Source organism: Vibrio sp. KUL80, from assembly GCF_059725495.1.
Genome location: NZ_AP045843.1, coordinates 77,345 through 103,238 on the forward strand (window position 1 = coordinate 77,345; position 25,894 = coordinate 103,238).

Annotated in this window: 25 protein-coding genes and 1 pseudogene; 21 read left to right on the top strand and 5 right to left on the bottom strand. The window is 44.2% G+C overall.

Translation table 11 applies throughout. The features are described from left to right. Positions 1–9 precede the first annotated feature (9 nt). The 10 genes from AC6I8U_RS25550 (at position 10) to AC6I8U_RS25595 (ending at position 8,424) form a co-directional block, all read left to right on the top strand. The gene (locus AC6I8U_RS25550; RefSeq protein ID WP_498019842.1) at positions 10–411 is read left to right on the top strand and encodes a hypothetical protein; all 402 of its coding nucleotides are present in this window, start codon (positions 10–12) and stop codon (positions 409–411) included. Between the two features lie 188 nt (positions 412–599). Beyond that, positions 600–812, top strand: coding sequence for a hypothetical protein (locus AC6I8U_RS25555; protein WP_498019843.1), 213 nt, complete (start codon positions 600–602; stop codon positions 810–812). Between the two features lie 452 nt (positions 813–1,264). Then, on the top strand, positions 1,265–1,522 hold the full coding sequence (locus AC6I8U_RS25560; protein WP_498019844.1) for a hypothetical protein: 258 nt from the start codon (positions 1,265–1,267) through the stop codon (positions 1,520–1,522). Positions 1,523–1,533: 11 nt separating this feature from the next. Next, positions 1,534–3,336 (top strand): ParB/RepB/Spo0J family partition protein, encoded by a 1,803-nt coding sequence (locus tag AC6I8U_RS25565; protein WP_498019845.1) that lies wholly within the window; start codon positions 1,534–1,536, stop codon positions 3,334–3,336. A gap of 200 nt (positions 3,337–3,536) precedes the next feature. After that, a complete protein-coding gene (locus tag AC6I8U_RS25570; RefSeq protein WP_498019846.1) occupies positions 3,537–3,773 on the top strand; it encodes a hypothetical protein in 237 nt (78 codons plus the stop codon). Between the two features lie 311 nt (positions 3,774–4,084). After that, positions 4,085–4,351: a hypothetical protein gene (locus AC6I8U_RS25575; RefSeq protein WP_498019847.1), complete on the top strand. Its 267-nt coding sequence runs from the start codon at positions 4,085–4,087 to the stop codon at positions 4,349–4,351. A gap of 114 nt (positions 4,352–4,465) precedes the next feature. Beyond that, entirely contained in the window at positions 4,466–4,741 is a 276-nt protein-coding gene (locus AC6I8U_RS25580; RefSeq protein WP_498019848.1) for a hypothetical protein, read from the top strand. 500 nt (positions 4,742–5,241) lie between these two features. Continuing rightward, a complete protein-coding gene (locus AC6I8U_RS25585) occupies positions 5,242–6,180 on the top strand; it encodes an ArdC family protein (RefSeq protein WP_498019849.1) in 939 nt (312 codons plus the stop codon). Continuing rightward, entirely contained in the window at positions 6,177–6,521 is a 345-nt protein-coding gene (locus AC6I8U_RS25590) for a hypothetical protein (protein WP_498019850.1), read from the top strand. Before AC6I8U_RS25585 ends, AC6I8U_RS25590 begins: the two co-directional genes overlap by 4 nt. A gap of 556 nt (positions 6,522–7,077) precedes the next feature. Further along, positions 7,078–8,424 (top strand): ISNCY family transposase, encoded by a 1,347-nt coding sequence (locus tag AC6I8U_RS25595; RefSeq protein ID WP_498019876.1) that lies wholly within the window; start codon positions 7,078–7,080, stop codon positions 8,422–8,424. 142 nt (positions 8,425–8,566) lie between these two features. Here AC6I8U_RS25595 and AC6I8U_RS25600 read toward each other — a convergent pair whose 3' ends face one another. After that, complete coding sequence (locus tag AC6I8U_RS25600) at positions 8,567–9,175, bottom strand: LysE family translocator (RefSeq protein ID WP_498019851.1); 609 nt, start codon at positions 9,173–9,175, stop codon at positions 8,567–8,569. 142 nt (positions 9,176–9,317) lie between these two features. On the opposite strand from AC6I8U_RS25600, the gene AC6I8U_RS25605 reads away from it, so the two are divergent. After that, positions 9,318–9,806: an Lrp/AsnC family transcriptional regulator gene (locus AC6I8U_RS25605; protein WP_498019852.1), complete on the top strand. Its 489-nt coding sequence runs from the start codon at positions 9,318–9,320 to the stop codon at positions 9,804–9,806. A gap of 514 nt (positions 9,807–10,320) precedes the next feature. Beyond that, positions 10,321–12,183 carry a class I SAM-dependent methyltransferase gene (locus AC6I8U_RS25610; protein ID WP_498019853.1) on the top strand — a complete coding sequence of 621 codons (1,863 nt, stop codon included), beginning with the start codon at positions 10,321–10,323 and terminating at the stop codon, positions 12,181–12,183. Positions 12,184–12,306: 123 nt separating this feature from the next. On the opposite strand, the gene AC6I8U_RS25615 is transcribed toward AC6I8U_RS25610, so the two are convergent. Beyond that, on the bottom strand, positions 12,307–12,699 hold the full coding sequence (locus AC6I8U_RS25615; RefSeq protein WP_498019854.1) for a hypothetical protein: 393 nt from the start codon (positions 12,697–12,699) through the stop codon (positions 12,307–12,309). Between the two features lie 659 nt (positions 12,700–13,358). Here AC6I8U_RS25615 and AC6I8U_RS25620 point away from each other — a divergent pair. The 6 genes from AC6I8U_RS25620 to AC6I8U_RS25645 all read left to right on the top strand — a co-directional run bounded on the left by AC6I8U_RS25620 (position 13,359) and on the right by AC6I8U_RS25645 (position 17,803). Then, positions 13,359–13,691, top strand: coding sequence for a hypothetical protein (locus AC6I8U_RS25620; RefSeq protein ID WP_498019855.1), 333 nt, complete (start codon positions 13,359–13,361; stop codon positions 13,689–13,691). 41 nt (positions 13,692–13,732) lie between these two features. Further along, positions 13,733–14,116: a DUF7659 family protein gene (locus AC6I8U_RS25625; protein ID WP_498019877.1), complete on the top strand. Its 384-nt coding sequence runs from the start codon at positions 13,733–13,735 to the stop codon at positions 14,114–14,116. Positions 14,117–14,194: 78 nt separating this feature from the next. Beyond that, positions 14,195–14,527 carry a type I restriction endonuclease subunit M gene (locus tag AC6I8U_RS25630; protein WP_498019856.1) on the top strand — a complete coding sequence of 111 codons (333 nt, stop codon included), beginning with the start codon at positions 14,195–14,197 and terminating at the stop codon, positions 14,525–14,527. Positions 14,528–14,584: 57 nt separating this feature from the next. After that, positions 14,585–15,043 (top strand): lytic transglycosylase domain-containing protein, encoded by a 459-nt coding sequence (locus AC6I8U_RS25635; protein WP_498019857.1) that lies wholly within the window; start codon positions 14,585–14,587, stop codon positions 15,041–15,043. Positions 15,044–15,374: 331 nt separating this feature from the next. Then, positions 15,375–16,505, top strand: coding sequence for a tyrosine-type recombinase/integrase (locus AC6I8U_RS25640; RefSeq protein WP_498019858.1), 1,131 nt, complete (start codon positions 15,375–15,377; stop codon positions 16,503–16,505). Beyond that, complete coding sequence (locus tag AC6I8U_RS25645) at positions 16,502–17,803, top strand: tyrosine-type recombinase/integrase (protein WP_498019859.1); 1,302 nt, start codon at positions 16,502–16,504, stop codon at positions 17,801–17,803. Before AC6I8U_RS25640 ends, AC6I8U_RS25645 begins: the two co-directional genes overlap by 4 nt. A gap of 98 nt (positions 17,804–17,901) precedes the next feature. On the opposite strand, the gene AC6I8U_RS25650 is transcribed toward AC6I8U_RS25645, so the two are convergent. Then, complete coding sequence (locus AC6I8U_RS25650; RefSeq protein ID WP_498019860.1) at positions 17,902–18,078, bottom strand: hypothetical protein; 177 nt, start codon at positions 18,076–18,078, stop codon at positions 17,902–17,904. Positions 18,079–18,966: 888 nt separating this feature from the next. Here AC6I8U_RS25650 and AC6I8U_RS25655 point away from each other — a divergent pair. From AC6I8U_RS25655 to AC6I8U_RS25665, 3 genes are read left to right on the top strand one after another with little or no spacing between them, the layout of a single operon-like run. Further along, positions 18,967–19,887 carry a type I restriction enzyme HsdR N-terminal domain-containing protein gene (locus tag AC6I8U_RS25655; RefSeq protein ID WP_498019861.1) on the top strand — a complete coding sequence of 307 codons (921 nt, stop codon included), beginning with the start codon at positions 18,967–18,969 and terminating at the stop codon, positions 19,885–19,887. Then, a complete protein-coding gene (locus AC6I8U_RS25660) occupies positions 19,877–20,755 on the top strand; it encodes an HsdM family class I SAM-dependent methyltransferase (RefSeq protein WP_498019862.1) in 879 nt (292 codons plus the stop codon). The genes AC6I8U_RS25655 and AC6I8U_RS25660 overlap by 11 nt, the downstream gene beginning before the upstream one ends. Further along, on the top strand, positions 20,752–22,218 hold the full coding sequence (locus AC6I8U_RS25665) for a restriction endonuclease subunit S (protein WP_498019863.1): 1,467 nt from the start codon (positions 20,752–20,754) through the stop codon (positions 22,216–22,218). Before AC6I8U_RS25660 ends, AC6I8U_RS25665 begins: the two co-directional genes overlap by 4 nt. A gap of 764 nt (positions 22,219–22,982) precedes the next feature. Here AC6I8U_RS25665 and AC6I8U_RS25670 read toward each other — a convergent pair. Then, positions 22,983–23,189, bottom strand: a pseudogene (locus AC6I8U_RS25670) (IS110 family RNA-guided transposase); the annotation flags it as partial. 214 nt (positions 23,190–23,403) lie between these two features. After that, positions 23,404–25,632 carry an AAA family ATPase gene (locus tag AC6I8U_RS25675; protein ID WP_498019864.1) on the bottom strand — a complete coding sequence of 743 codons (2,229 nt, stop codon included), beginning with the start codon at positions 25,630–25,632 and terminating at the stop codon, positions 23,404–23,406. Positions 25,633–25,894 lie beyond the last annotated feature (262 nt).

The window sequence follows — 25,894 nt, forward strand, 5'->3', positions numbered from 1 at the left end:
AGAGTAGGGATGAATTCAGCAAATAGGGATCTGACGAAAGTTCACCATTGCGGAACAGTGTGTATTTGGATGATGCAACGAGAAATGAGTAAGTCGATTGTCAATTTTCGTAGCGCATGCCAAGGCAAAACTTTGGTACGTGATTATGATCCTAACTCTTCCGATCTGGACAATCGGCTGTTGATGTTAGAGTTGCAGGCGAAGTGTATTGAATCATTGGCCGCGTCTCTGGCTAATGATTGCAGTCCTCGCCATGTCTATGATGATCTCGTGAATCAAGAAGTGCTTTCCATATTTGGCAGTGAGAAGACCTTGAATGCTTGGCAAAACTATTGCTCTGAACTTGCCAAGCTAGTCAATCTACCGCTATGCCTCGGTTCGCATTTCAACGAAACTCATTTGGTTCACTAATGATTGTTGGACGAGTCGAGCGGGGAAGCATGGTAAAACGATGCCTTTCTGTTTTGGTACGGATTGGTACTGGTCTGATGCTGGTTATCGTGCTCCATTTTCTTTTTTACGGTGAGCCGGACATTTACGATTTTCTTACGAACTACATGTTTCTGTTTATTTGACTTCTCTTTTTAAGGATGTATGGCATGGAAGTGTTGGTATTTTTAGTCTTGGTCGGTCTGGGTATCAGTACCATTGGTCGTGTGTGGCTTCAATGGCGACAACTTGATGATAGCAAGTTGTATAAAAACCCACGTCGATTGTTTTCAACCAAGAAGCAAAAGCCTATTTTGAGGCTGTTGGTGGTCGGTATCGTCATCGCGATGCTGTCTTATAAACTGATGCTGATTTCTGCTTAACGTCTTAAAGTCACTCTGTTAGCTTTGTTGGGCGTTCTCCCTTCACTTCGTTTCACTGCGCTTCGCTCGGTTCATTTCGCAGCCATGTTGCTCGTATCGCTAACTTGAAGCACAGGCGTTGAGCCAAGCTCAATGTGCTTCTAAGTTCCAGGTACCCAATCACCCAACGCTGACAGCCGGTGCCTAGCACCTGGCTGCGATTCGTCGTGCTGCCTCATCCTATTTCACTTCTGTTTGCTAACTGCGCCTACGGGCCGGTTTTGTTGTGTCCAATACCCTTTCTTTGCGTCGTCTCACCTCGGATGCTCGCTGCCTGTTAACCCTCCTACGTCAGAGCCCCATTAGCAAGGGTATATGAACGCTGCGCGCCCTTGCGAATGCGAACCATGCCGAAGGAAGGGACAGTCAAGCGGCTCCGAAAAGTGATACGACCAACTAAGAAGGACAGCGTTATGACATACCCAAACCCAACCACTACGCGCAGTAACCCAACAAGAAGCGACCAGCGTCTCGCCGCTGGGCGCGAAAGCTCTCCTAAAAATGATGCTCTAAGAGCAAGTTCTGAGCGTGAAGTGGAACGTGCCAAAGAGGAACTGGCCTTTTTAGAGGAACACCACAGCGAATTGAGCGCCGAGGACTTGAACGCGTATTACGCACGTCTTGCCGCTCTAACTTTGACCATCGAGCAACACCCATCCAACCCAGCATAAGGAATAGCATTATGACAACAGTAATCGAACTCAACGCAAGCAGCGCCTACGACCTCACCCTTTTAGAAGATCAAGGCACTCGCATGCTTCCAATTGGCCACCTGTTCTTGTCAGAACTGAACGTTCGCACCGTGAGAACCACCGAAGAACAAGATGCTGAGCTTAAAGCGTCCATCAAAGCGCAAGCCATTATCCAAAACCTTGTGTGTCTACCCGAGACGCAAGACGGCTACGGCGTAGTGGCAGGCGGTCGCCGTTTTCAGCAGTTGTTGGCACTGGTCGATGACGGCGATTTGAGTCTAGATGATGTCGTGCCTGTGAAGGTGCTCACCGAGCAGCAAGCCGAGCACTACGCCGAGCAAATGTCGCTGACCGAAAACATCACTCGCGCCGCGATGCACCCTGCCGACGAGTTCACCGCCTTTGCCAGCATGATTGAGAAAGGGGCGAGTGTCGAAACGGTCGCGCAGCACTTTGGTAAAACACAGCTTTACGTTCATCAGCGCATGAAACTCGCTGGCGTCCATACCGAGGTATTGGAAGCGTACAAGGAAGGCGAGTTAAGCCTTGAGAAAGTCATGGTGTTTACCATCGCGCCCCCTGAACACCAAGCCAAAGTGTGGGAGAGCGTGAAAAAGAATCCGCGCATGTACAGCGATAATCAGCTTCGAACGGTACTCAAAGAGGAAGCACTGGAAGATAGCCATTACTTGGTGAAGTTTGTTGGCCAAGACGCGTATGAACAAGCCGGTGGTCAAGTGACCTCGGACTTGTTCTCTGAAAAAGTGTACTTCGAAGACCGCGCCCTTGTCGAAACCCTTGCCAATGCCAAGCTCGATGAAGAAGGCGACAAACTCAAAGCCCAAGGGTGGAAGTGGACGCAAAACATCTTGCAGCGCACCTTTAACGAAACCAAAGGCTATCTTGAGTTAACACCCAATAAAGGCCAGTACAAGAAAGCCGAAAAAGCGCTGGCTGGTTGCATCCTGACCATCGGTTGGAGCGGCGAAGTGTCAGTGACAAAAGGGCTGGTTGCTAAGTCTGAACGTAAGGCACTCAAAGCGGTACAAGCCGCCGCGAAAAGTAGTGAGAAAGGCAACGCAAAAGGCGAGGGCGGTTCAAGCGAGAGCGCAGCGAGTTCGGTGGAAGTCGAATCCACTTACTTCAATGCTTTGACTGACGATTTGCAAGCGCACCGTTTGGCGATGGCGAAACATGCATTGATGCAGCAAAGCCAACTCGCTATCGATTTGCTGTACTTTACGATTTGCTTAAAAGAGTTCGAAATGTACACCAGTACCCCCGTTGATGCGGCTTTGCATAGCACCTACACCGAGCCAAAGCAGGGTGATTTTGGCGAAAACCTAGCGCACGAACGCATTTTGGCGCTAAGAGAAACACTGGATTCATCATGGTTAGAAGCCGACTCCTATCAAGAACGATTCGACGCGTTCGTGAAGCTCGATGCAGAGGAAAAACAAAAGCAGGTTGCGTTCGCGGTGGCGTCAAGTCTGAAACCATCGATGGCTACAGATAACCACCGATTCAACTATGAGTTCGTGTACCAAATGCTTGAGTTTGATGCCGCCGATTATTGGAGGCCAACAACTGACAGTTTCCTTAAACGCATCAACAAAACGGCATTGCTCGATATCGCTAAACCCGTGATGTCACCGGAATGGTTGGCAATGGGGGAGGCCATGAAAAAAGGCGATATCGTGGCGCAGCTTGATACGTGGCTATCCGGTGGTGACGACTCGCTCACTAAGAAGCAGAAAGATCACTTTGCCAAATGGATGCCCGAAGGGTTCTAACTCACCATGGCCGCTCTTTCGAGGGCGGCTTTGCGCTTGAGTAAGGCCGCAGCAAGTGGCGCGATGCCGTGAGTTCGCCATCGTGCCTCTCTTTACATTGCTGCCGTGGTTTTTCACTCATTAACCCCTGCAACGCTAGGTAAAAAATCCGCACGGTGCCACTCACCACGTTACGATACAATTCAACAAGGAGAACCACGATGGCTAACGATATGAGTAATTCCGGCGACATCACACAAAAAGACTTGCTCAAACTCCTGTTTGACCAAGCGCAGCACAACGCGACCCGTGAAGAGGTGAACGCGTTGGAAGCGCGTATGGAAAAACGCTTCGACAAAGTCGATGAGCGCTTTGAGAAGCTTGAAACCAAGATGGATGACCGCTTCGATAAGGTCGATGAACGCTTTGATAAACTCGAAACCAAGTTCGACAAGTAATTCGACCGCCTTAACTGGCTACTTATCACCACGCTGGTTGGCGTTATCAGTTCGCTTGCCCTTCAGCTGTTCAACTAATTCGCTCTTATCCCCTCCATCGAGGGGATAGCCTTCACTCTGTTTGTCTCGAATCCGTCCATTGCTAAATGTGCTGCAATGGATGGTGTTTTTGCGTCTCCCTGTTTTTCGTGTCCTTGTTACCCCTCCCCGAATCAACGCACCACGGCAAGGGAGGCTTCGCCGCTGTGCGCCCTTGCCGTGGTGCGCCTCTCGGCGTGCGGTCAGTCAGACACACAACAGGGAGTACCACCATGAAAACGCAATCCATGACACGCATTTTTATTGGCGACGCCAACTGGGACTTGTACCTTGACGCAAACGAAACCGTTTGGGCTATCCCAAAGCCAGAGTGCGCGGGGGCGAAGTCGTCGTATTTCGGCAACAAGCAATACCTTTTGCGCTTGATGCAGCAAGGCATATCACAAGGGGAAGTGACCGAAGCGGGCCTTGAGTTTTTACAAGGTCTGCATCACAAGTTTATGCCGGGTTGGAATTGGCTGACTTTCCATCGAGATTGAAGCACAAAGGGCATTGCGCCCTTTTTCTTGCTTGCCTGTATGCATAGCAGAGTTCAAAAACTATTGGTAAAGTGGTTGCCAGTTTCAGGGAAGTCCATCGTTTTTGGGGAGAATATGAGCTACTACGATCTATACCGTCATTTACTATTTGCTATTTTTGTCGTTTTCTCACTCGTAGCGACATTTGGCGGTGTCTATTTGAGCCGCTACAAGAAAGAAGAAAGTGGGGTCGGAAGATATTTTGAGTCTTTCGCTTTTCTTTTTCTTGATAGTCATAAGCTCACAAAGGAAGGAAAAAAGATCCAAGTCGTGTTGAGAAAAATATTACTGGTCTCTGGCTGCCTGTTCTTCTTTGGTTTTTTCCTGCTTGCTATGGGTTTGGTAAGATAACCATAGCAACTTAACAATACCAAGAACGCCACTTCAACTTGTCTTCTGCTCCCTTTGATGGGCGTTCTCCCTTCACTTCGTTTTACTACGTTTCACTTCGTTTTACTACGTTTCACTCGGTTCATTTCGCCGCGCAGCGGCTCGTATCGCTAACTTGAAGCACGGCTATTGAGCCAAGCTCAATGTGCTTCTAAGTTCCAGATACCCAATCACCCAACGCACTCCGCCAGTCCTTCGTTCATGGCTGCGCCTCGGCCTCGCCTCGTTACCTTTCGCGCTTTGAGCGAACGATGAGTAATTCGGTAGTGCGCACGCATGCCGTCTCTTCCTGGCTCCTATCACCACGCCCATCGACGCTGAACTCTAGCTATCTCAAAACGTTGCCCCATTCGCAAGGGAGGGCGAAGCCGCTATCGCGCCCTTGCCAATGTGTCCCCGCCTTGAGGTAGAGGGTTCAGGCGACAAGCGAAGTGATACTCAGACAACCAAGGAGGCCGGTCATGGCTACACACCACTCTCAAACTCATCCTAATGCTCAAAGCGCAACCAACGTATCGCCGTTGGCCACTCAGACAACTGCACAAAATGATATCTATGAGCAAGTCACGCAGCGCGTGATTGCCGCGCTAGAAACCGGCGTGAAACCATGGGTGCAACCGTGGAATGGTGGCGTCTCCTTCATGCCTCAAAACCCTGTCACGGGCACACACTATTCAGGTATCAATATTTTGCTGCTTTGGATTGCGCAAGATGAGCGCGGTTTTTCTAGCAATCAATGGATGACGTACAAGCAAGCGATGAGTGTCAACGCTCAGGTGCGTAAAGGGGAGAAGGGCACCAAAATCATCTTCTACAAAACGTGGGATCGCGAAGACGACAGCGGCGAAATCGAACACATTCCGGTCATCAAAGTCTTCACCGTATTTAACGCTGAGCAAATCGATGGCCTAGCGATAGAGCCGCCTCAAGAGCACTGTGTTGATAAGTTCGAATCCATCGAGGCGCTGGACCGCCTTGCTGAGTCTACTCAAGCAACAATTCATCACCAAGGTATTGAAGCCTTTTATCGCCCTTCGCAAGATTGCATCGTGATGCCGCCCCGTGACGCGTTTCATTTCAGCGCAAGTTACTACGCGACCCTATTCCATGAGCTTACCCACTGGACCGGTCACGCTTCTCGTTGTGACCGCAACATCAAGAACCCGTTTGGCTCAAAAGATTACGCCTTTGAAGAGTTGGTGGCCGAGTTAGGTGCGGCGTTCGTTCTCGCAGAATACGGCGTGGTCGGTGAGCACATCCAACACGAAAACTATCTCGCTGACTGGCTGAAAACCCTTCGAAATGACAAGAAATTCATTTTCAAAGCGGCGTCCCTCGCCAGTAAAGCGCATCAGTTTATTAACGCGTTCAACGCGCAGCCACAAGGAGCCACATCATGAGATTCTGTGATATCCCTAACGGCGAATCGGTGATTTGCCGCATCAACCCCCTTACCGTTCAGCGCATGGAAGACGATCACCCCCATTTCTTCCTGACCGAGTTGCACCCCTTCACTTCCATCCAAGCGCATAAAGCTGTGATAGGGGAGAGCACGAGCTTTTCCCCGATTCATACCTATCAAGTGAGCGTCGATTTTCTGACAACGTGTCTCGGTTTAACGCTGCCAAGAAAAGCGGGCTGCCTCTATGTGCCCCGTACTTACCTGATTTTGGAAATGATTGACGGCACGCCTGTTAACGTCGATGAGCAAGGTGAAATTACCAAGGCGAAACCACTCTGATGGGAGGGCAAAAAAGTGGCGAGCTGATGTCGGTTATACCGTTATCTGGCTCGCCTAGGTTAAAGAACATAAGAATGTATATTAATTTCTATACGAGTTACCCGAAGGCAAACTATTGAATGATCACATCCTACAGAACGGAGGTTGGCCCTGTAGGACGGGTCGCGCTGTTTACCCCTTCCCGCCTTGTACTCTGCCTAGCCGAATCACTTCATAGGAAAATGGTCAGCCGCAGCGAACACAGCATAAACAACACCGTGCATAATAGTGCGCGCTTTTTAACCAGATTAAAGTGATCGGCTTTACACAATCTGTTCCTTTTGGTGTGTTCGCGGTCAATAAGGTGGTCGCCAGTGCATGGCCCTGGCTCCGCTTTCCACCTTGCGATGCCATTGTCGCCGCGCCAATGTCCTCTTGATTTCACCTTTTGGTGAACGGTGAGCGGCAAAGTTGTAATGTCACTTTATAGCAAAGTTAAAATGTCTCCTTTTTAAGTTCTACAGCTACTCTCATTCTTATGTGAACTCATTTAAGGAGCATTGGGATGTTGGTAACTATGAGTGACAAAGACCTTTCGCGTTATAAAGTAATCAATGATGTGTGTGAACGTCGTTTACGTCGTGTGGATGCTGCCGAAATCCTTAATCTAAGTGAACGCCAAGTACAGAGACTTATGAACCGCTTACGGGAATCCGGTGCAGCAAGTTTGGCTCATGGGGCTCGTGGCAAGCCAAGTAATAATCGTCTACCTAGTCATTATCGTCAGACTATCTTGTCTATTGTCCGAAAGCACTATGCGGATTTTGCTCCGACATTAGCGCAAGAAAAACTGTTAGAAGTCCATAATTTACCTGTTTCCAATGAGACATTACGCCAATGGATGATTGCTGATGGTCTTTGGGTTCCACATTCTCAACGTCAGCCTCGGATTTATCAGCCTCGCTATCGTCGTGACTGTCTTGGAGAGCTGATACAAATAGACGGCTCTCACCATGACTGGTTCGAAGGTCGAAGCCCTAAGTGCTGTCTCATCGTGTATATCGATGATGCCACCGGACGTTTGATGAATTTGAGATTCAGCGATACGGAGTCGGCTTACGATTATATGGTGGCTACCAGACAATATATAGATCAGCACGGTAAACCCGTCGCGTTCTACAGCGATAAACATTCCATATTTCGCGTTAACCAAGAGCAGCACAAGCGTGTAGGTATCACTCAATTTGGACGAGTGTTGCGTGATCTAGGTATAGAGCTAATATGCGCTAACAGCTCTCAGGCTAAAGGTCGTGTCGAACGCGCCAATAAGACACTCCAGGATCGATTGGTAAAGGAAATGCGTCTTCATAATATCGATACGATTGAGCAAGCGAACGCATGGCTACCCTACTTCATCGATGACTTTAATTCCCGCTTTGCTAAACCAGCAAATTACCCCAAAGACTTACATCGCCCTATCAGAGAAAATGCAGACGAACTTGATGATATTTTTTCGTGGCAAGAAACCAGAAAACTATCTAAATCTCTTACATTTCAATACGATAAAGTTGTTTACTTCATTGATGCGACGGAAGAAAACACACGTCTGGTGCATGAGGTTGTTAAAGTACTGGATTACCCAGACGGTAGAATTGCTGTTCAATATGGCGAACGTAAGCTGAGTTTCAAGATTTTCGATAAACTCGCGAGCGTTGATCAAACACAGATCGTTGACAACAAACGTCTCGGTAAAGTATTAAAATTTGCGCAGCAACAGCAAGATGAGTTTGAGAAACAGCAAAAGCGAACCCGTAGTAAGTCAGCACCGAAACGGACGGCACAAAAAAGAGCAATAGAGCAGCTAAAAGCACTAAACCCAGTGTTAGTTAACCCTAACGAGTTTAAAGCCAGTTCTTCTAAATGACAAAGCTATATCAAAGCCTAAACAGTACTAATTCAGACCTAAACTACAGCATAAATTTAGGCTTTGATGCTCGCTTTCTCCCAATACTTGCCATACTATGCCTCAACGTTCCTCTGTATCTAGATGAATGTTTATGCAGTTTTCATGTGATGATCGTTTTTACTGCATAGCCGATAAACAATAAACCAGCAATCCTCTCTAAGAGCGGCATAATACGGACTAAATGCGGCTTTACTTTTGGTGCGGTGAACAAAAATGGCACCAATGAAAACCAACCTAAACATATTGCTGTAATAAGTAACCCGCACCCTAATTGGATGGTTAGTTCGCTGTTTGGATTTAAAAACTGACTGAAGACACTTAAGAAAAACAAAGTGGCTTTGGGGTTGAGAAGGTTATTGAGAAAACCTTGCCGCCAATATCCATTTCTCCTGTTAAAGGTCTTAGCCTCCTCAATGTTTAACGATGAGTTTGAGCAAATAGCACCGATGCCAAGGTAAAAAAGATAACATGCACCTGAATACTTGAGTATGCTCATCAGTAGGTCTGAGTTGGCAGTAGCATACTTCACTGTCAGTATTGAGTATGCTATATGGATCCAAATAGCTGACGAAACACCAAAAGCTGTCCTGATGCCACTGAGCCTGTTTCCCGAAATAGTATTTCTTACTACTACGAGAAAGTCGGGACCTGGGGTTACTATAGTTATTGTTGTGATGCTGATAAGTGCAATTAGTTCGTTCCAGTTCATTTCTATCCTTTCCTCTTGAAAAATTGGCGCTTTATGTAAGTTATGGTTCAATATTGTGCCAAAGAGTCCGTGGAAAAATACGGTTGTTTATTGCGTTAAAATGCGAGAAATTAGGAGTAATATTTCCCAAACCCCTTAGATAATGAAAAATACAACCGATAAACTAACTAAAACTGACTTAAATATCCTTGAGGCTCTCCAAGAGAACAGCCGTATCACGGTCAGTGAACTGGCCGAAAAAGTTAACTCAAGTGACACCCCATGTTGGAGGCGGTGGAAAAAGCTGGAAGATAATGGATACGTGCTTGGCTATAAAGCCGTTCTTGATCGAAAGAAACTTGGCTTATCTGTTGTAGGTTTTAGTCAGATTAAGTTGAACAGCCATCACCCAGAAGATACCGAAAAGTTCGAGATTGCCATCCAACAATTTGATTGGGTTCTAACATGCTTCTGCGTAACGGGTGAGGCGGACTTTATGGTTCAAATGGTTGCTGAAGATTTGGATACCTACTATGAAAAGGTTTCTGAGTTGAGGCGCTTACCTTATGTGTGGTCAATTCAATCAAGCGTCGCAATCAAAGAAATAAAAAACTCACACTCAGTACCAGTAAAGAACAAATCTACCGCATAATACGGCTTTAGCGCTGTAGTCTGGCGTGAAAGGATACTCCGAAACCATGTATTGCGCAATAAACCTCGTTAAGTGCTTACCTCAGGAGCTATAGGGTAAATATGACTCAGGGAGCTAATCCATGCTTTGCATGTTTCGCACAATATATTGCATAAAATGAATCTGATACTACGGTTTGGTGATGCAAGCTAATGTCCAAAAACGTTCATCAAGATAACCTCAATATCTTATTTTGACATTCACTCATATCCTCTCACCAACAGGATATTTCTACTTTGCTGGAGGGAGGACATTTTAAAGTGGGATTGACAGAGTAAGCTCGCCAGTCCACACGCATGCCGCTTCTTTGGTGTTGAACCCCTCGTTATTGCTCACTGACTTTACTCCCTCTCAAATCGCTTCCTGTTGCCAAGGGAGGCTTCGCCGCGTTGCGCCCTTGTCAATGCGGGCCCGCTTTGAGGTTGGGAAGTCAGGCAATAAACGAAGTGATTCTCAACCCACAAGGAGGCCCATCATGGTTATGTACTCGACTCACACTCACCTTAACACCCAAAACGCGACCAACGTATCGTCGTTGGACGCTCAGGCAACTGCACAAAGCGATAGCTCTCGCCGTCAAACCCGTTTGACGGTAAAGGCGTTGAAACAGGTTGGCCAAGATTTCGAATTCTATCCGACGACTCAGGCACAAATTGATGTGGTGACCGGTGACGTGTTGTCACTACTGGAAACCCACAGTTTCGATAAGCGTCATCGTCACGATGTTCGATTGCTCGATGTCGGGGCAGGCGATGGGCGGGTATTGCAGGCCATGACAAAAGCGCTGGCTGTGCATGACGAGTGCGAATCAATGAAGCAGTTCGCCATTGAAAAAGCCACCGTTCACACTGACACGTATCGAAGCAAAGACATTACCTTGCTTGGCACGGATTTCGATGAAACCAACTTTATCAGCAAAAACGCGGATATCGCGTTTTGCAATCCCCCTTACAGCCAGTTTTCTCGCTGGATGCAGGCGCTTATTAGTCAACTTAACTTTAAAGTGCTCTATGCTGTTATCCCTGAGCGCTGGCAGCTCGATGGCGGTATCGCTGAGGCTATTAAGCAGCGCGGCATCACCACGACCAAGGTGCTTGCCGAATCGGATTTCTTCGACGCAGACCGCCAGGCCCGTGCGCGTGTTCACGTGGTGCGCTTTGCTTTCAACGACTTTGAGAAAGAGACCGAGCGACACAACCAGCGATGTTTAAGGCGTGATAGCTATCGCTATCGCCCTACCATTGGCCTTAATGCGACGTGTCCGTTTCAGCAGTTCATTGAGAATGAGCTAGGACTCAAGAAAACCTACAGCGAAACCACCAATAAATTCTATGAGCATGCGGAGAAAGAGCGCATTCGCAAGCAAATGCAAACCGAGGGCACGCCATGCTTTGAGGTGGTGAAATCTCGTGGCGTGCTGTGGGCGCTGCTCGATAGCTACGAACGTGAGTTGGCCCACGTTCTCGATGAGTACAAGAAAATCAGTGCCCTCGATGCGGCGTTGCTGCAAGAGCTTGGCGTGAAATACGATTCGATACGTGATGGCGTCAAAGAAAAGCTGTTCGGGTATCGTAATGTCTATTGGGGCTTACTGTTTGATGAACTCGATACCCTCTCAAGCCGGTTAACCCAATCCAATCGCGAAAAAATGCTTAATACCCTCAAAGCCAATGCATTGGATTTCACCTATACCAATGCGGTGTATATCGTCTCGTTTGCCGTCGAAATGGCCAACGAGCTGATAGAAGAAAGCTTGATAGAGGTTTATAAAGATCTCACCAGTGAAGCGGCGATAAGTCGTCACTATGTGTCGAATCAGCACATGTACCGCGATGACTGGCGACACAATCACGATAACCCCAATCAGCAAGCCAAGTATCTGCTGGACTATCGATTCATTAGCAGCCATTGGAACAACTTTGGTAGCTACTCTTATGAGAAAGGGCTCAACGATGGCGCCAAAGGGTTTTGCAACGATTTGATGGTGGTATTTAAGCTGCTTGGCTATGCCAATATCGGCGGGGATTGTGATTACCGGTCGATGAGTGCGGGCGACAAATTAGTGATCACTGGTATTGACCCTCAAGGCAAACAAGTCGTGCTTGTGCATATTCGTTTCTATCAAAACGGTAATCGTCATTTGAAGTTCAATCAACAAGCCATGCTTCGATTCAACGTGACAGCTTCACGATTGCTTGATTGGGTGCGTAGCAAAGCAGAGTTTGAAGCGGAAGCCGAGGTGAAAAAGTCAATCGATGAGGCAACCTGGCGCGTTGGGGATTCGCTGAAAGTGGCCGTGTCCAGTGTGTTGGCGCTGACTAATAAAAAAGTAGCCTAGTAGTCGGTGAGTATCAGTAAGTTTTGGGACGTGACAGCGTCCCTTTTTTTGTTCAAAGTCAGTAGATGGTGGCTACAGCATGGCTCTCGTATGGCCATGCTGTTCGCTTTCTATTTGTAGGAGCTATATCCGACTGAACGCTTTAAAAAAATTCTTTGGGTGTTGGTGAAACCTGATATGATCGTGGTGATTGACCTTTCTCTTACCCTCAAAAGGCTCTGCGATATAGCCCCAGTTTGAACACCTTGAAAAGTAGACCACGTAGTCTATTTTTACCCCATCCCATTTGCTGGACACAACGGTGTTTTCATCATTGCATTCTACCGACTTCACTTGAATTCTGTAGAACAGCTGGCCATCAGAAATCAATACATCGGTTTTCATACCATGGTCAATCATGGGCAAAAAGACTTCCCAACCGTCGTACATAAACCAACTTGCCAACATTGTCTCGTAAGAAAGGCTTTTGTAGTGGATCTGGGCTTCGGATGGAGTGTGGAGGGTTTTTACAGGCATAGTGATATCCTAATAACATGCTCAGTGTTCCGTCAGCAGGAAACACTCAGACAAGCCCACCATGATATGGCAGAACTCAGATTAGGATCCACAATGTCTTGTTAGAGTGATCATTTGCTAGTAATGGGAGCTACCCTGATCGTCTACCGTGTAGTGGCTGCGTAGATCATTAATACTAGTCTTCACATGATATGTGAGTGAATCGATGGATTGCTTTAAAATTAACCGAAGCTCAATATTTAGTCAACAATGGGGCGCTGGCGTTGGCCTTTTCCTCTGTTGGGCGTTACCCTACGGGCACGGCTTTTCGTCGCTCCACTCCTCGTCTCGCTAACTTGAAGCACAGATATTGAGCTGAGCTCAATGTGCTTCTAAGTTCCAGAGACCCAATCCTTAACACAAACCCTAAAACCAAAACCCAAACCCAATTTCACAGTGATTGAGTAAGTGTCCGTAAGGGCAGGGCAAGTGGTGTCCACGTCCGTTCCTGTTTTCTGCCTGAGTATCCCCCCGGCGCTCGCACGCTGTTAACCCTCCTACACCAGAACCCCATTGGCAAGGGTATATGAACGCTATCGCGCCCTTGCCAATGAGAACCATGGTGAAAGCAGGGACAGCTAAGCGGCTCCGAAGTGATACTCAAACAGAAGGAACTTACTATGACACAACTTCACCCAACCCTAACTACCACTAACTCAATCACAGCGACCAACGTGTTGCCGTTGGATTACAAAAGCTCTCCTAAAATGATATCTCTAAGAGACAAAACCCAAGGCTTTAAAATTGCGCCAGACAGTGAAATTCATCCCCTTGAATTACTCTCTTTTGGCTTTTCTATTAAAAACGGTGAATTCTTCCCTGCCGATATTGAAGAAGTACAACGCCGATTTGAAAACCTGTTTATGACGGGAATCATTGAAAAATCGTTTGCCATTCTCGATTTGTCCACTGACTCACAAAAAATATTCTCTTTCGATAACTGCCCGTTTTAACGGGTGGTTTTACCTGTCCTTTGACCAATAAGGAAAATATGATGAAAAGTCTAACTAATTATACTCAAGACCGTCTGACTCAGGCATTTGATAAAGCGAGCGCTTTCTTTGCGTTTTCAAGTAGTCAGCTTAAAAAATCTGCGAAAGAAGGCGTGCGATATGTCAATGCGGGCGCTGGTTTGATTGTGCCAAAACACAATGCTAAAAATTTGCTAGAAGAAATCGACCAAATTCACAAAGAGGGTATCGCGCAAGATATCAAAGAAAATGGTAAACATGCGATTATTCGTCGCGAGCTATTTAATCATGAATGCTTTTACACCGGTGATATTGATGATTGTGTTGATGCGTTAGCGGATTACGGTTACACCGAATCCGATATTTATCATGTGTTCTGCGAAGTCAGACAGACCGAAGATGTTTAATCAAGATGCCTAGATATTAGCGGTCACTAATATCTAGGCGCGTCCATTTGTATGAAACTAATAAGGATTAAGTAAAAAATGAACATTCAAAATAGTACACTAAATTCCGAAGAAATCAAACCCACAACTTATGTTTGTACTGCTGTGCCATTTGAATTAGGCGCCGTCGTGATGACAATGCACATTGCTGAATTTCTTGCGGATGACCAAGCGGTATTAATTCCACTGCTTTTGCGTCACCAACAAGGTGATTGGGGGGATATCTGCATCGAAGACAAAATCGTCAATGATGGAGCAACAAAAACAGGGCAGCGTGTTATGTCCAGCTTTAAAGTCAAGGGCGAAAAAATATGGATCATTACTGAATGGGATCGCAGTTGTACCACGATATTATTTCCGAGTGATTATTAACCTTTTTGTATAGTAGTGATAAAATGGTGTCCTTTGACAGGGCACCATTTTTTGCTTATGAAATACTCATTAATGACATGGCTGATTTTACCGAGTGTTAGCTTTGCTTTCTGTTTTGAAGAAGCAGGTCAGCACTATGATGTTGATCCGTTTATTCTTAGAGCTATTGCTAAAGTGGAAAGTAATTTTAACCCCAACGCGACAAACGAGAATAAAGATAAACACGGTAACGTCGTTAGTCGTGATTACGGCTTGATGCAAATCAATTCCACTTGGTTTCCTAAATTGAGTCAATTTGGTGTGAATGAATCTACCGTGTTTGACCCGTGTTTTAATGTCTCCCTTGGTGCTTGGGTGCTCAGTTCTAATTTTGCTACGCACGGCACGAATTGGAATAGTGTGGGCGCTTACAATGCAGGCTTTAAAGAGAGCAACCAAGCCGCACGCGACATTTATATTCAACAAGTACAAGCCGCGTATTACAGCATGATGCCCCTTACTCGCCTTCAAAAATAAAACCCCTTCCACGATGTTTTCAGATGGCATTCTGTAAAGAGTGCCGCCGCTCGCTTCACGTCAAGTTCAAATCACTGGCGCGCCGCGCCAGGTTCACGCCGTGAACCACTCCCAAGAGCAAAAAAACAAGCGAACCGAGCAAGGACAAGTCGGGCGACTTGGCTCAGTCTTCAAAAAGACCCACACACCACGACATAATCTGGCGATTATGGGTGGTTGTCTGCGGTAAGTGATTGAAAAGTAAGAGGGCCAGAAGTCATACCTTTGAATGAAATGACACTTTTTTGCGGCGTTTTGGCGATTGAGTGTCCCTAAAAAGGGTGCAGAAACAATGAATAAGATACGATTCACTACATCATTTATCGACCAAGTGGCCCTGACAGGTCGAGTTCAAGAGTTCTTTGATGAGGGGGTGCCAGCGCTTTACTTGCGGGTTTACCCCTCTGGTAAGAAGAGCTTCTATATCCGGTATCAACACGACGGAGTACGAGTGCACCGCAAGTTAGGCAACATCAACGACCTCTCATTATCAACGGCTCGAAAGCAAGTGCGTGAGGAAGTGAACCATTCGCGATACCTAAAAGACATTGAAGACTTACCAAGCATAACGCTTAGTGCGTTCTCAGAAGAGTTCTTTCGCCGTTATCCTCGCCACTGGAAACCGAGAACCTTAAAAAAGAATGAGAGTGCCTTTCGCTTACACATTGCACCGATGTTAGGGGAGCGTCCAGTCCACACGCTCGAACGCAGTGATATAGAACGTTGGTTTGGAAAACTGACACACGTTAAAGGCACGGCTAATCAAGCGCTAGTCTTGTTGTCGGTGATGATGAAGCAGTGTGAATCATGGGGTTATCGACACCCCAATACGAACCCTTGTCGTCATTTCAAACGTTACAAAGAAGAAGGCAAGACGCGATACCTTGATGCAGATGAACTGCGGTCATTATGGCAGGCTCTAGACAAGTTTGAGAGTACTCATCCTGCTGTTGTCATGGTGATTCGTTTGCTGATATATACAGGTTGTCGAAGCTCAGAAGTTCGGTTACTGCAATGGAAAGACTATCGGGGAGGGCATTGGCATTTGCCGGATAGTAAGACAGGGGCTAAGACAGTTTACTTGTGCTCCCAGGTGAGAACCTATCTTGAGGCGTGGTCATCAAAAGGGGAGTACCTATTTCATGGTGAAGATAGCGCTAAGCCTTTGTCGAGCAATCAGTTAACGGCAGCTTGGGCAATCATTCGAAAGCAAGCCAAGCTTGAGGATGTGAGACTACATGATTTACGCCATACCTACGCCAGTATCGCGTTACAGTCGAAGGTTAATCTTCTTGTGCTCAGTCGTTTACTTGGTCACGCTGACCCTGAGACGACATTAAAGTATGCACACTTGAGTCGTACCGATATCCATCAAGCGGCCTCTTGTGTCTCAGAGGTGTTAGCTAAGGGGATGTGCTCATGAACTTTGAAAAGCTCACTCAAAAGCGCGTTGACGGCTTAAAGCCACAAGTGACCCCCTATACACTCTGGGATACCAAGCAAGTAGGATTAGGCGTGCAAGTTCACACTGATTCATTGTTTTATGTCATCAGAGCAGAGAAGGGCACAAAACGGATAGCACCTGTTGACAGTCTGCTTCTAAGGCAAGCTCGTGAAAAAGTGAAGCGTGACTTTGAAAAGGCCGCGAACCGCTCCATAGCAGGAAATGTCCGGTTCGATGTGTTTGTACAAGAGGAGTGGTTATCCAACGTCTGTTCAACGTGGAAACCAAGTTCACAGCGGATAGCGCGAAGTGCATTAAGGTGTCACTTAGTCCCTGAGTTTGGTCGGTATCCTCTTCATCGTATCGATAACCGCCATGTGCAGCGCTGGTTCGATGAACTCAGTCGCACCTTTGCAGGTACTGCCAACCGAAACCTTGATGTGCTTCGCTCAATTTTCAGTGCCGCTGTGAAGTATGGATACTGTGACTCTAATCCATGTGACGGTATCAAGCAAAATCGAAAGCGCACTCTGAATCGGTTTCTAAGTAAAGAGGAGCTCGCCCAACTTGATAACGCATTGAGTACCGTGAGTCAGTATGGCGAAATGGAAATGTGCTGCTGTCTAGTACTTCGATTGATTTTGCTGACAGGATGCCGAATTTCTGAAGTTACAGGCTTGCAGTGGTCATATGTTAAAGGCGAAGAATGGCACTTGCCCGACAGCAAGACGGGCGCCAAGGTAGTGTATGTTGGAAAGGAGGCTCAAGCACTCTTGCGACAGGTACGAAAGCGATACTCTGTATCTATCAACAACGTGCAGGATGATGTGTTTCCGCTGCTCAGTCGTTATGTGTGTCGGAAGGTGAAAGTGTCGGTCGTTTGGCAACACGTTAGAAGGCTCGCCCATATCGAAGATGTGCGTATTCATGACTTGCGGCATACCTTCGCCAGTTATGCCGTGATGGAAGGGTATCCTTTGCCAATGGTTGCGAAATTACTGGGACATCAGCGCATATCATCAACGCTTCGTTATACTCATGTCAGTGATACTCAAGTGCAGGATTCTGCACAGTGCATCGGTGATGTATTGAGTAATATAGTATCTAGTAAGCCCGATAAGCCAACCGACAAAACACCTCTAAAGAAACAGCAGCACAACAAAAGCAATAAGAAGACTAAAGTGGTCAAAAATCGCAATAAAGGATCCAATCAATCGACTTTGACTGATGAGGAAATCAGGCGCATCAAAGATGAGTTGGACTTTGCTAGTTGGTAATTGCTTTGATTTAGGAGCGCGTCACAGAAAGAGCCACTTGACGTGGCTCTGGATTAACTTAGTTTTGAACAAAAGCGTTAATTTCCATACCTGGCTTCTCAGTTGTCACATTTCTCAATCGAGGCATGAATAGTGATTAACTTGTTCAAATAGAGCAACACGTCAGTAACATCACTTGATTCAGGGTTGGTGTGAACTAAATAATCTTCCAATTGAATCAGATATTCACGTGCTTTCTGGGAAAGGAGAGGGTCATAAGCGATTGTAACAGGCATAAGTGCCTCCGAGTGTTGCTGACAAGTATTCACCACTCAGAGGTCGTAAGAATGGGTGGTGAACTGAACAAGGTTAGGACTACCGTACACTCGGATACGGCCTGACCGAAGTCAGCCTCGCTCGGTCCACCATCATTAGGTTAGTTCAGCCTAACAAATAGACAAAACCGTGAAATTCAGGGGTGCTAAAGCATCACGAGTTGTCATCAGTTAAGGTAAAAGCTCGTATCGAGTGTTTAACGGGGTCCTAAACCCGCCACCGGATTTTGTTGTTGAATCAACATGTTATTCGTTGAGAAAATAAAATCGATCAACAAGTTAAGTAGGTGGTACACCTCACACCCAAGCTAACCTCATCTGATTCGTTGAGCTTCAGGAGGTAACATTATATAAGTTCTCACAACAGCTATTTCACGCTGAAAAAAGTAGGAAGTGTGGCATCATTTTTCCTATTGGACCGAAAGCCGTAATAGCGGACTATTTTGAAATGTTTATCCAGATACTTAAGCCAGTTGTGTTGTCGATTGAAATCTCTTTGATGAGCCAATCGTCAGACATTCGTCAACAGAGATCTGTTCGATTGAGAACCTTTGATTTCAGCCATAGAGAACAAATGGAACTATGGGGCTGACTTGGCAATGCATCACTGGGTCATGTCACGTTACCGCTGAGTTTGATGGTTCGATTTTAGGTCTGGTATAGGTGCTGCAAAGCTGAGTTTTGGATTTGCAGTGCGGACAATAATTATGCCTATGCTACACCAGTCCTTTCACATATAATCACGCCCACGATAAAAATGAACATTGAGCTTTTGGCTAACTTTAAGTGGAAGAAGTGAAGAACTTACCACTTGATTTAGCAACTTTACATAAGGGTTATAGATAAACTATGGAATTGAAAGAAGGTTATATCTTCGACTATATCAGTGGAACACAGGTCAAAGCTACACCAGAAGAATTAGAAGCCGTCCAGGTTTTTTCCGAAGTTCTAGTAAAAGACTATGGTTACCCTAAGTCGTTGATACAAACCAGACCTCAATGGCGAGTTAAAGCTCGTCCTTCAGATACTAAGAAAGAGTACCCTATTGATATTGGAGTCTTTTCTAGTGCTGAGCATTCTGATGAAAACATCGAAATTGTAATCGAGTGTAAGAAGAAGAATAGAAAAGATGGTCGTGGTCAACTGGAAGACTACCTACGTTTTTCGAAAGCGAGAATTGGCGTATGGTTTAACGGTAGCGAAAGAGAGTTTATATACAAAACTGAAAAGGATGGGAAAGTCGAGTTTTCTCCATTACCAAACATTCCTCGACATGGAGAGCGTGTTGAAGACATTGGTAAGTTTAAGCGTGAGGACTTAAGACCTGCAACGAACTTGAAGTCTGTCTTCAAAACGATCCGTAACTACTTAGCTGCCAATGCGGTTGGTATAACTCGAGATGAAGTTTTTGCACAGCAACTAATAAACCTCATCTTTTGTAAGATCTATGATGAGCGTTTTACTAGAAAAGATCAGATTGTTACTTTTCGTGCAGGTACCGATGAGTCTCCTGAATCGGTAAAAGCGCGTGTAGATACTCTTTTTGAAAAAGTAAAATCTCAATACGATGATGTAATTGAAATTGCAGACTCTATTTTGTTAGATGCTAAATCGTTAGCGTATGTTGTAGGTGAGTTGCAGTTGTACTCTCTTCAAGATAGCTCTCGTGACGCTGTTGGTGATGCTTTTGAGGTATTCATCGGCCCATCTTTAAAAAGGTGGCCAAGGTCAGTTTTTTACTCCGAGAAATGTGGTAAAGATGATCATTGATATGGTCGATCCTACACCTGATATGAAGATTGTCGATCCAGCTTGTGGTAGCGGTGGTTTTCTTGTCGAGGGCTTAAGGCATGTGTGGAAAAAAGTAGAAGAGTCGGGACGGGAGTTCGGCTGGCCTGAAAATGAAATAGAAGCTGAAAAGCAAAAAGTAGCAATTAAAAACTTTAGGGGTATCGATAAAGATTACTTTCTTAGCAAAGTGGCAAAGGCTTATATGGCGATCCTTGGTGACGGTCGCGGTGGTGTATATTGTGAGAATAGTCTCGAGCGACCTGAAAACTGGTCCAACGCAACAAATGATGGTATTCATTTTGGTACTTTTGACCTTGTTATTACAAATCCACCATTTGGGAAGAAGTTAGCTATTGACTCAGAAGATCTCTTGAAAATTTATGATCTAGGCTATAAGTGGAAGCATGACTCGGATGCAGATGAGTTCCTCAAAGGGAACCTTCAAGATAAGCAGCCCCCACAAATACTGTTTATTGAGAGATGTTTAGACCTGCTGACAGATGGAGGGACACTAGGTATAGTTCTCCTTGAAAGTATTTTTGGAATGCCAAAGTACAGATATGTTGTCGACTATATAGAGCAAAAGACTGACATCAAAGCGATTGTTACTATGCCTGAGGACTTATTTCAACCTCATACGCATGCGAAGTGTTGTGTACTAATTTGTGAAAAGAAACCCACCAAGTATAAAGACTCAGATAAGATATTTATGGCTGATGTTAAATGGTGTGGTCATGATAGTCGAGGAAACCCAACTATCAGAAAGAACGAAAAAGGGGAAGATGAGATCTTGGATGATATTCCTAAGGTAGCAGAGATATACAGAGCAGGGATGGCAGGCAAATGATAGGTTATTGGCTGTCATCCGATGACGTTAGAGATAGAGTCTATATCCCTAAATATTACAATCCTGAGATACAAGAGCAACTTGCCGCTTTATCAAGCAGTCATGATATAGTAAAAATATCAACTCTGATTGAAGATAAGGTCCTTGAGATTAGTACGGGTCATGAAATTGGTAAACTGGCTTATGGTACAGGTGATATTCCTTTTGTAAGAACATCTGACATAACCAATTGGGAAACTAAAACATCGCCTAAGCAAGGTGTGAGCGAAGATATCTTTGCTGAATATAAAAAGAAGCAAGATGTTCAAGTAGGCGATATTTTACTAGTTAGAGATGGTACATACCTTATTGGTACTAACTGTATTATTACTGAGTTAGATGAAAAAATAGTTTATCAATCTCATATATTTAAGTTGCGTGTAACAGATAAATCTAAGATTGATCCTTATTTATTGTTCATTCTAATAAACTCACCATTGTTTCAATCACAGATTAGAAGTGTTCAGTTTACTGCTGATACAATAGACACTATTGGCAACCGTCTTTTCGAATTGAAACTTGCAATACCAAAAGATATCTCATTAAGAGAACGTATTGCAAAAGAGGCTAGAGAAGCGATGAGAGCCAGAGAAGTTGGTAAAGCTTTTATTAAACACGCCCCAACTTTGATGGAAGAATGTCTAAGTAAGAATAGCAAAGCTCCGATAGATTTATTCTTAAGTAGCTCATGGGAAACTATATTAAACAACATGAATTCAGATACTGTTACGTCTGAGTTCGGCGAGTTTGAAACATTTTGGCTTGACAAATCATCTATAAATGAAAGTATTTATTTGCCTAAATACTATGATCCTGATGTTTCTAATGAGCTAAACTCATTGGCTGCTACTTGTGACTGTGTATCTATAGGTCAATTAGTAGAAGATCGTGTTCTGGAAATAAAAACTGGTGATGAAATAGGAAAAATGGCCTATGGTACCGGTGATATTCCTTTCTTAAGAACTAGTGATTTTTCTAATTGGGAGATAAAGCATGATCCTAAACAGGGCATTTCAGAGGAAATTTATCAATCTTATGCTAGCAAACAAGATGTTAAACCTGGCGATATACTGCTTGTTAGGGATGGCACTTACCTTATTGGTACGTCGTGTATCGTAACAGAGGATGATTCAAACTCTCTTTATTGTGGTGGTTTATACAAAATAAGGGTTTGTGACAATTCCAGGCTAAGCCAATGGTTACTGTTAGGTCTATTGAACTCATATATTGTAAAACGTCAAATTAGAACCAAGCAATTTACTCGTGATGTTATTGATACGTTAGGGAAAAGATTAGACGAAGTTGTGATACCTATTCCTAAGTCTGACGTGGTGAGATATGAGTTGAGTAATAAGATCAAATCTATCATTGATGATCGAATGAAAGCTAGAAATGTTATCAGCAATTTAGCTGAAAACATCTAATAGGATAGCACAGAGGAAGATTATCAATATGGTGGCTGATTCTGTGCTTGTAATAAAATCAATGTAATAATCTATCCCATATCAATTTAATAACAATAAGTACGTGTTAATTGATAATAGTTGTAAGTCCATGTGAGAAGGATAAATCTGTTTTTCCGGGTGTAAACGTTTATAATTTCATCTTCAGATAATGTTCTATCCAAAACTCTTTCTAAGTTGCTTGGACTATGTGTGATTACCAAGCGACTCCACGGTACTGTCTAGAAGCTGATTTAGTTAAGGAAAGCTCTTGGATAGCTTTGAACTAACATCAACGAAACTTATGAATACCTAATGAGTCGAAATGGGTTTAGGGTTGATTAGGAAGGTAAATGCCCAATAAGTCTATTTAACCCAATCACTTTAGATAAATGGGTCTGAACGTACCCTGTCACTATCGTTTACTCGATGTGACCATGCCAGACCGGTTGCTCTAAATCAGTTCTGCCCCTTTATGTATATGGAATCCACGTATTTGCAAAGTGACAGAGCAGTAAAAGTTAAGATGCGTACGTATATTCGGCTTCTTCTTAAGGGAGCTACCCTCTAGCCTTAGATGTTTGCGCACCTACTGTCCTCAACGAGTTTTCAGCTTGTTTTAGCATTACAGAACGGCCAGGTTTTCAGTAGGTTGGTCTTACCTTTTGTGCTTCATCATTTTGCAAAATTTATTTAATCAGCGTTCAGTAGAATTGGTTTATGAGCTGTCTCATGGCGAAGCATTGCCCATGCTCTTGAGCGAGCTGCCCCCAATAATGGCAACCACCACATCCTTCCATCGCAACGATGGAGGGTTTTGCGTTAGCAATGAACTCTCTAGCTTTTTGTCGGCTAAAAGCTTTGTTAAAAAGAAGTTCACCGTGAACACTGATATAGCAGACCTGAAGAACGTTTTTAGCTAAATCGATAGCGATAACATTAGTAGTAAGCATGGCGGAATCCTCATGTATCTCAGCACTGAACTAAGTGTAGAGTGCGTAGGGGAAAGTGGATTCCATACATCAAGTTTGGTATCGAGAAATTAGTCAGTATTTTCATTAGTAGACCTTATCAACAAACCTTAACAGTTTGGCCTGTGTGCCTTGCCCGCTAGGAAGCCACTCACATTAGAGTTGGTGGCCTTCTAACGGGAAGTATTGTGATTAACTAAGCGTAATATGCATCGTAGTGTGGTTTGTCATTCGTACGAATTGCTTCATCAATTATGTCCCAAACACCTTGCAATTGTGCTTGTAAGGCATCAGGTAGCTCTACTCCAAAAGATATAGATTGTGCATGGCTACGATCATTTATAAATTCATACAAAGTTGTAGCTTTAGCAGAAGAGTTTTCTATCCCTATTAATAAATGTTTTTCTAAGAAACTATTGTTATTTGCTCTGAATGGCTTATTGAATCGAAAAGTAAAATATACCTCTAAGATTTTTCGTACATATGCTTGAACTGAAACAGCATCAAATCGCTCCGGGTTTTGTACGGCTTCTTTTATCTTAGCGATTAAGTAAGCGTATTCAGATTTGTGGTCTTTTAATTTCTTTGGTAATTTCTCTATCATTGAAGCATTCTGCTTTCGATTTACTAAGTAGAACTCAGCTCGTTTAGGTTTAACAACTTCACCATCACGTTTCACCAGTTTGTAGTAATCAAACCATGTCTTCACCAAGTTGAAGAATTCGAAGTTATGCGTTGATATAAACAACTGTTCAACTTTTTCATGATTCAGTTTATCTTTTATAATCCCAAGTACATTGTAAATGTGATTCGAATCTAAACTACAAATCGGGTCATCCAAGTACACTATCGGCTTCGTGTCTTTTAAAGATTCATCTTCCAGTTCAGTGATAAAATATGCGAATGCTATAGCCGTTCGTTCACCATCAGATAGGTGCTTTGCTGGTCGCCCTTCACGAACGAACTGGTAAGTTTCACCAACAGGTTGTATTTCAATGTCAGTCTTACCGAAATACAACCGAAGATTATCATTCAGGTTATCAGCCCCTTGCTTAACATTCCGAAGTTCTGCCTTAATCTCCCTTACTCGGGTATTCAAGCGGATAATTTCAGTTTGGGTGGCTTGGTACTCATCATTGAACGCTTGAATCTGTTTTATCGCTCCCGGATGATCATATTCACTAGTTTCAACATAAGCATAGTGGCGTTTGATCGCATTACGCGCTTTGGTTTGTTCGGCTCCATGCTGTAATGAACGACGATTATGTTCGTTTATTTGCCCATTTAACATCCACGTTAATTTTGACACATCAGGCATTGGATAATCTGATGGTGAAAATGGAACAACTTCTTCCATACGTTCACGCTTATCTTCCAAGGCTTCAATAAGTGAATTCTTAATAACAGTGACTCGTTCATCTAGTGGCTGAATTTTATCACTAAGTGAATCATAGTCTTGTTGTAAGTCTGAATATAGGTTGGTAGCTTTAGGAATAGAGTGCGTTAGTTTAATATCTTGTACTTGCTTGATTGCGTGGTTAATTTTTTTTGATAAATTTCTGTAGGAATCAGAAAAATACGCATTTAGTTCGTCAATACGTAATTGTTCCAAAGGGTTTTTACAGAAGTGGCATACCTCTGATTTGTGATGATGTTTTAGACCATCTTCAACCCATTTACGAAGAACAGCATTGGCTTCAAGTTCGTCGATGGTTGTACGGGTTACAGATTCCACCAGAATCGATTCTATATTACCTAATAAAGTCGTGATATCAGGGATGCTAATGGATGCAGGTGGTACAGTATCTGCTTGCTTGGAACGTGCGGTATCTATCAGTTGATCAAGTTCTACGTCTGTCTTTAAGTCGCTAGCTGCAACTTGCGTCAATAACGGGGTAACGCCTGTACGTGTAAAAGTAGAACCGCCTAAGACGTTCAAGGCACTGACCACTTGACCGACAGTTTTCAGTCGATTATCTTTTTCAGCCTGTTTCTGGATGGCAAACTTTCTATACTGATCACGTTCGAATTCTTTGGCTGGAACATCAACTTCTTCTATGTGTTTTAGCTCTGCTTCTAATTCGATATTAGGTTCGCCGACTATCAACACTGGATTCACACTTGAATTAATAAAGTTAACGTTGTCCTTGATGTAATCAGAATTGAAGACACGAAGATTTTCGATAGGCTCTAATACTGCACTTGATACCGATTCGCCGTCATTACGCTCAAGAGTAAAATTGGCGCTTGCAAAGTCTTCATGAAGGTGTCCTTGCTGCATGGCTCTGAAGATACGTGATAGTGTCGTTTTGCCTGAATAGTTAAAGCCGTATATAAGGTTAAACTGTAGGAATGGTTGACCTGCATTCATTTTGGTGTCTTTGAAGATACCGAAGTTATTTATTGATTTTATACTCTTAAACATCAAGTGATCCCGACTAAAATAATCGGAATATTGTACCATTTTTATTGCTCTAACTATGTGATTTGGGTGTGATATTGTCTTTAGACTCTAGGCAGATTTCGATACATCAAATAATGCAAATTATTGTCATGGCTCACATTCGTAACTCACATTTGTCCACAAATGAGTTGAGAAGGCTATTTTACTTGTGATCACTATGCAATTCTATCACGCCGAAGAAGTGGGTTATAGACAGGGTTAGATGCCTTAGAATCAACAAAAA

Bases quoted from the DNA above. Each gene is read 5' to 3' on its own strand.
- AC6I8U_RS25550 (WP_498019842.1), top strand. From the start codon at position 10: ATGAATTCAGCAAATAGGGATCTGACGAAAGTTCACCATTGCGGAACA.
- AC6I8U_RS25555 (WP_498019843.1), top strand. From the start codon at position 600: ATGGAAGTGTTGGTATTTTTAGTCTTGGTCGGTCTGGGTATCAGTACC.
- AC6I8U_RS25560 (WP_498019844.1), top strand. From the start codon at position 1,265: ATGACATACCCAAACCCAACCACTACGCGCAGTAACCCAACAAGAAGC.
- AC6I8U_RS25565 (WP_498019845.1), top strand. From the start codon at position 1,534: ATGACAACAGTAATCGAACTCAACGCAAGCAGCGCCTACGACCTCACC.
- AC6I8U_RS25570 (WP_498019846.1), top strand. From the start codon at position 3,537: ATGGCTAACGATATGAGTAATTCCGGCGACATCACACAAAAAGACTTG.
- AC6I8U_RS25575 (WP_498019847.1), top strand. From the start codon at position 4,085: ATGAAAACGCAATCCATGACACGCATTTTTATTGGCGACGCCAACTGG.
- AC6I8U_RS25580 (WP_498019848.1), top strand. From the start codon at position 4,466: ATGAGCTACTACGATCTATACCGTCATTTACTATTTGCTATTTTTGTC.
- AC6I8U_RS25585 (WP_498019849.1), top strand. From the start codon at position 5,242: ATGGCTACACACCACTCTCAAACTCATCCTAATGCTCAAAGCGCAACC.
- AC6I8U_RS25590 (WP_498019850.1), top strand. From the start codon at position 6,177: ATGAGATTCTGTGATATCCCTAACGGCGAATCGGTGATTTGCCGCATC.
- AC6I8U_RS25595 (WP_498019876.1), top strand. From the start codon at position 7,078: ATGAGTGACAAAGACCTTTCGCGTTATAAAGTAATCAATGATGTGTGT.
- AC6I8U_RS25600 (WP_498019851.1), bottom strand. From the start codon at position 9,175: ATGAACTGGAACGAACTAATTGCACTTATCAGCATCACAACAATAACT.
- AC6I8U_RS25605 (WP_498019852.1), top strand. From the start codon at position 9,318: ATGAAAAATACAACCGATAAACTAACTAAAACTGACTTAAATATCCTT.
- AC6I8U_RS25610 (WP_498019853.1), top strand. From the start codon at position 10,321: ATGGTTATGTACTCGACTCACACTCACCTTAACACCCAAAACGCGACC.
- AC6I8U_RS25615 (WP_498019854.1), bottom strand. From the start codon at position 12,699: ATGCCTGTAAAAACCCTCCACACTCCATCCGAAGCCCAGATCCACTAC.
- AC6I8U_RS25620 (WP_498019855.1), top strand. From the start codon at position 13,359: ATGACACAACTTCACCCAACCCTAACTACCACTAACTCAATCACAGCG.
- AC6I8U_RS25625 (WP_498019877.1), top strand. From the start codon at position 13,733: ATGAAAAGTCTAACTAATTATACTCAAGACCGTCTGACTCAGGCATTT.
- AC6I8U_RS25630 (WP_498019856.1), top strand. From the start codon at position 14,195: ATGAACATTCAAAATAGTACACTAAATTCCGAAGAAATCAAACCCACA.
- AC6I8U_RS25635 (WP_498019857.1), top strand. From the start codon at position 14,585: ATGAAATACTCATTAATGACATGGCTGATTTTACCGAGTGTTAGCTTT.
- AC6I8U_RS25640 (WP_498019858.1), top strand. From the start codon at position 15,375: ATGAATAAGATACGATTCACTACATCATTTATCGACCAAGTGGCCCTG.
- AC6I8U_RS25645 (WP_498019859.1), top strand. From the start codon at position 16,502: ATGAACTTTGAAAAGCTCACTCAAAAGCGCGTTGACGGCTTAAAGCCA.
- AC6I8U_RS25650 (WP_498019860.1), bottom strand. From the start codon at position 18,078: ATGCCTGTTACAATCGCTTATGACCCTCTCCTTTCCCAGAAAGCACGT.
- AC6I8U_RS25655 (WP_498019861.1), top strand. From the start codon at position 18,967: ATGGAATTGAAAGAAGGTTATATCTTCGACTATATCAGTGGAACACAG.
- AC6I8U_RS25660 (WP_498019862.1), top strand. From the start codon at position 19,877: ATGATCATTGATATGGTCGATCCTACACCTGATATGAAGATTGTCGAT.
- AC6I8U_RS25665 (WP_498019863.1), top strand. From the start codon at position 20,752: ATGATAGGTTATTGGCTGTCATCCGATGACGTTAGAGATAGAGTCTAT.
- AC6I8U_RS25675 (WP_498019864.1), bottom strand. From the start codon at position 25,632: ATGTTTAAGAGTATAAAATCAATAAATAACTTCGGTATCTTCAAAGAC.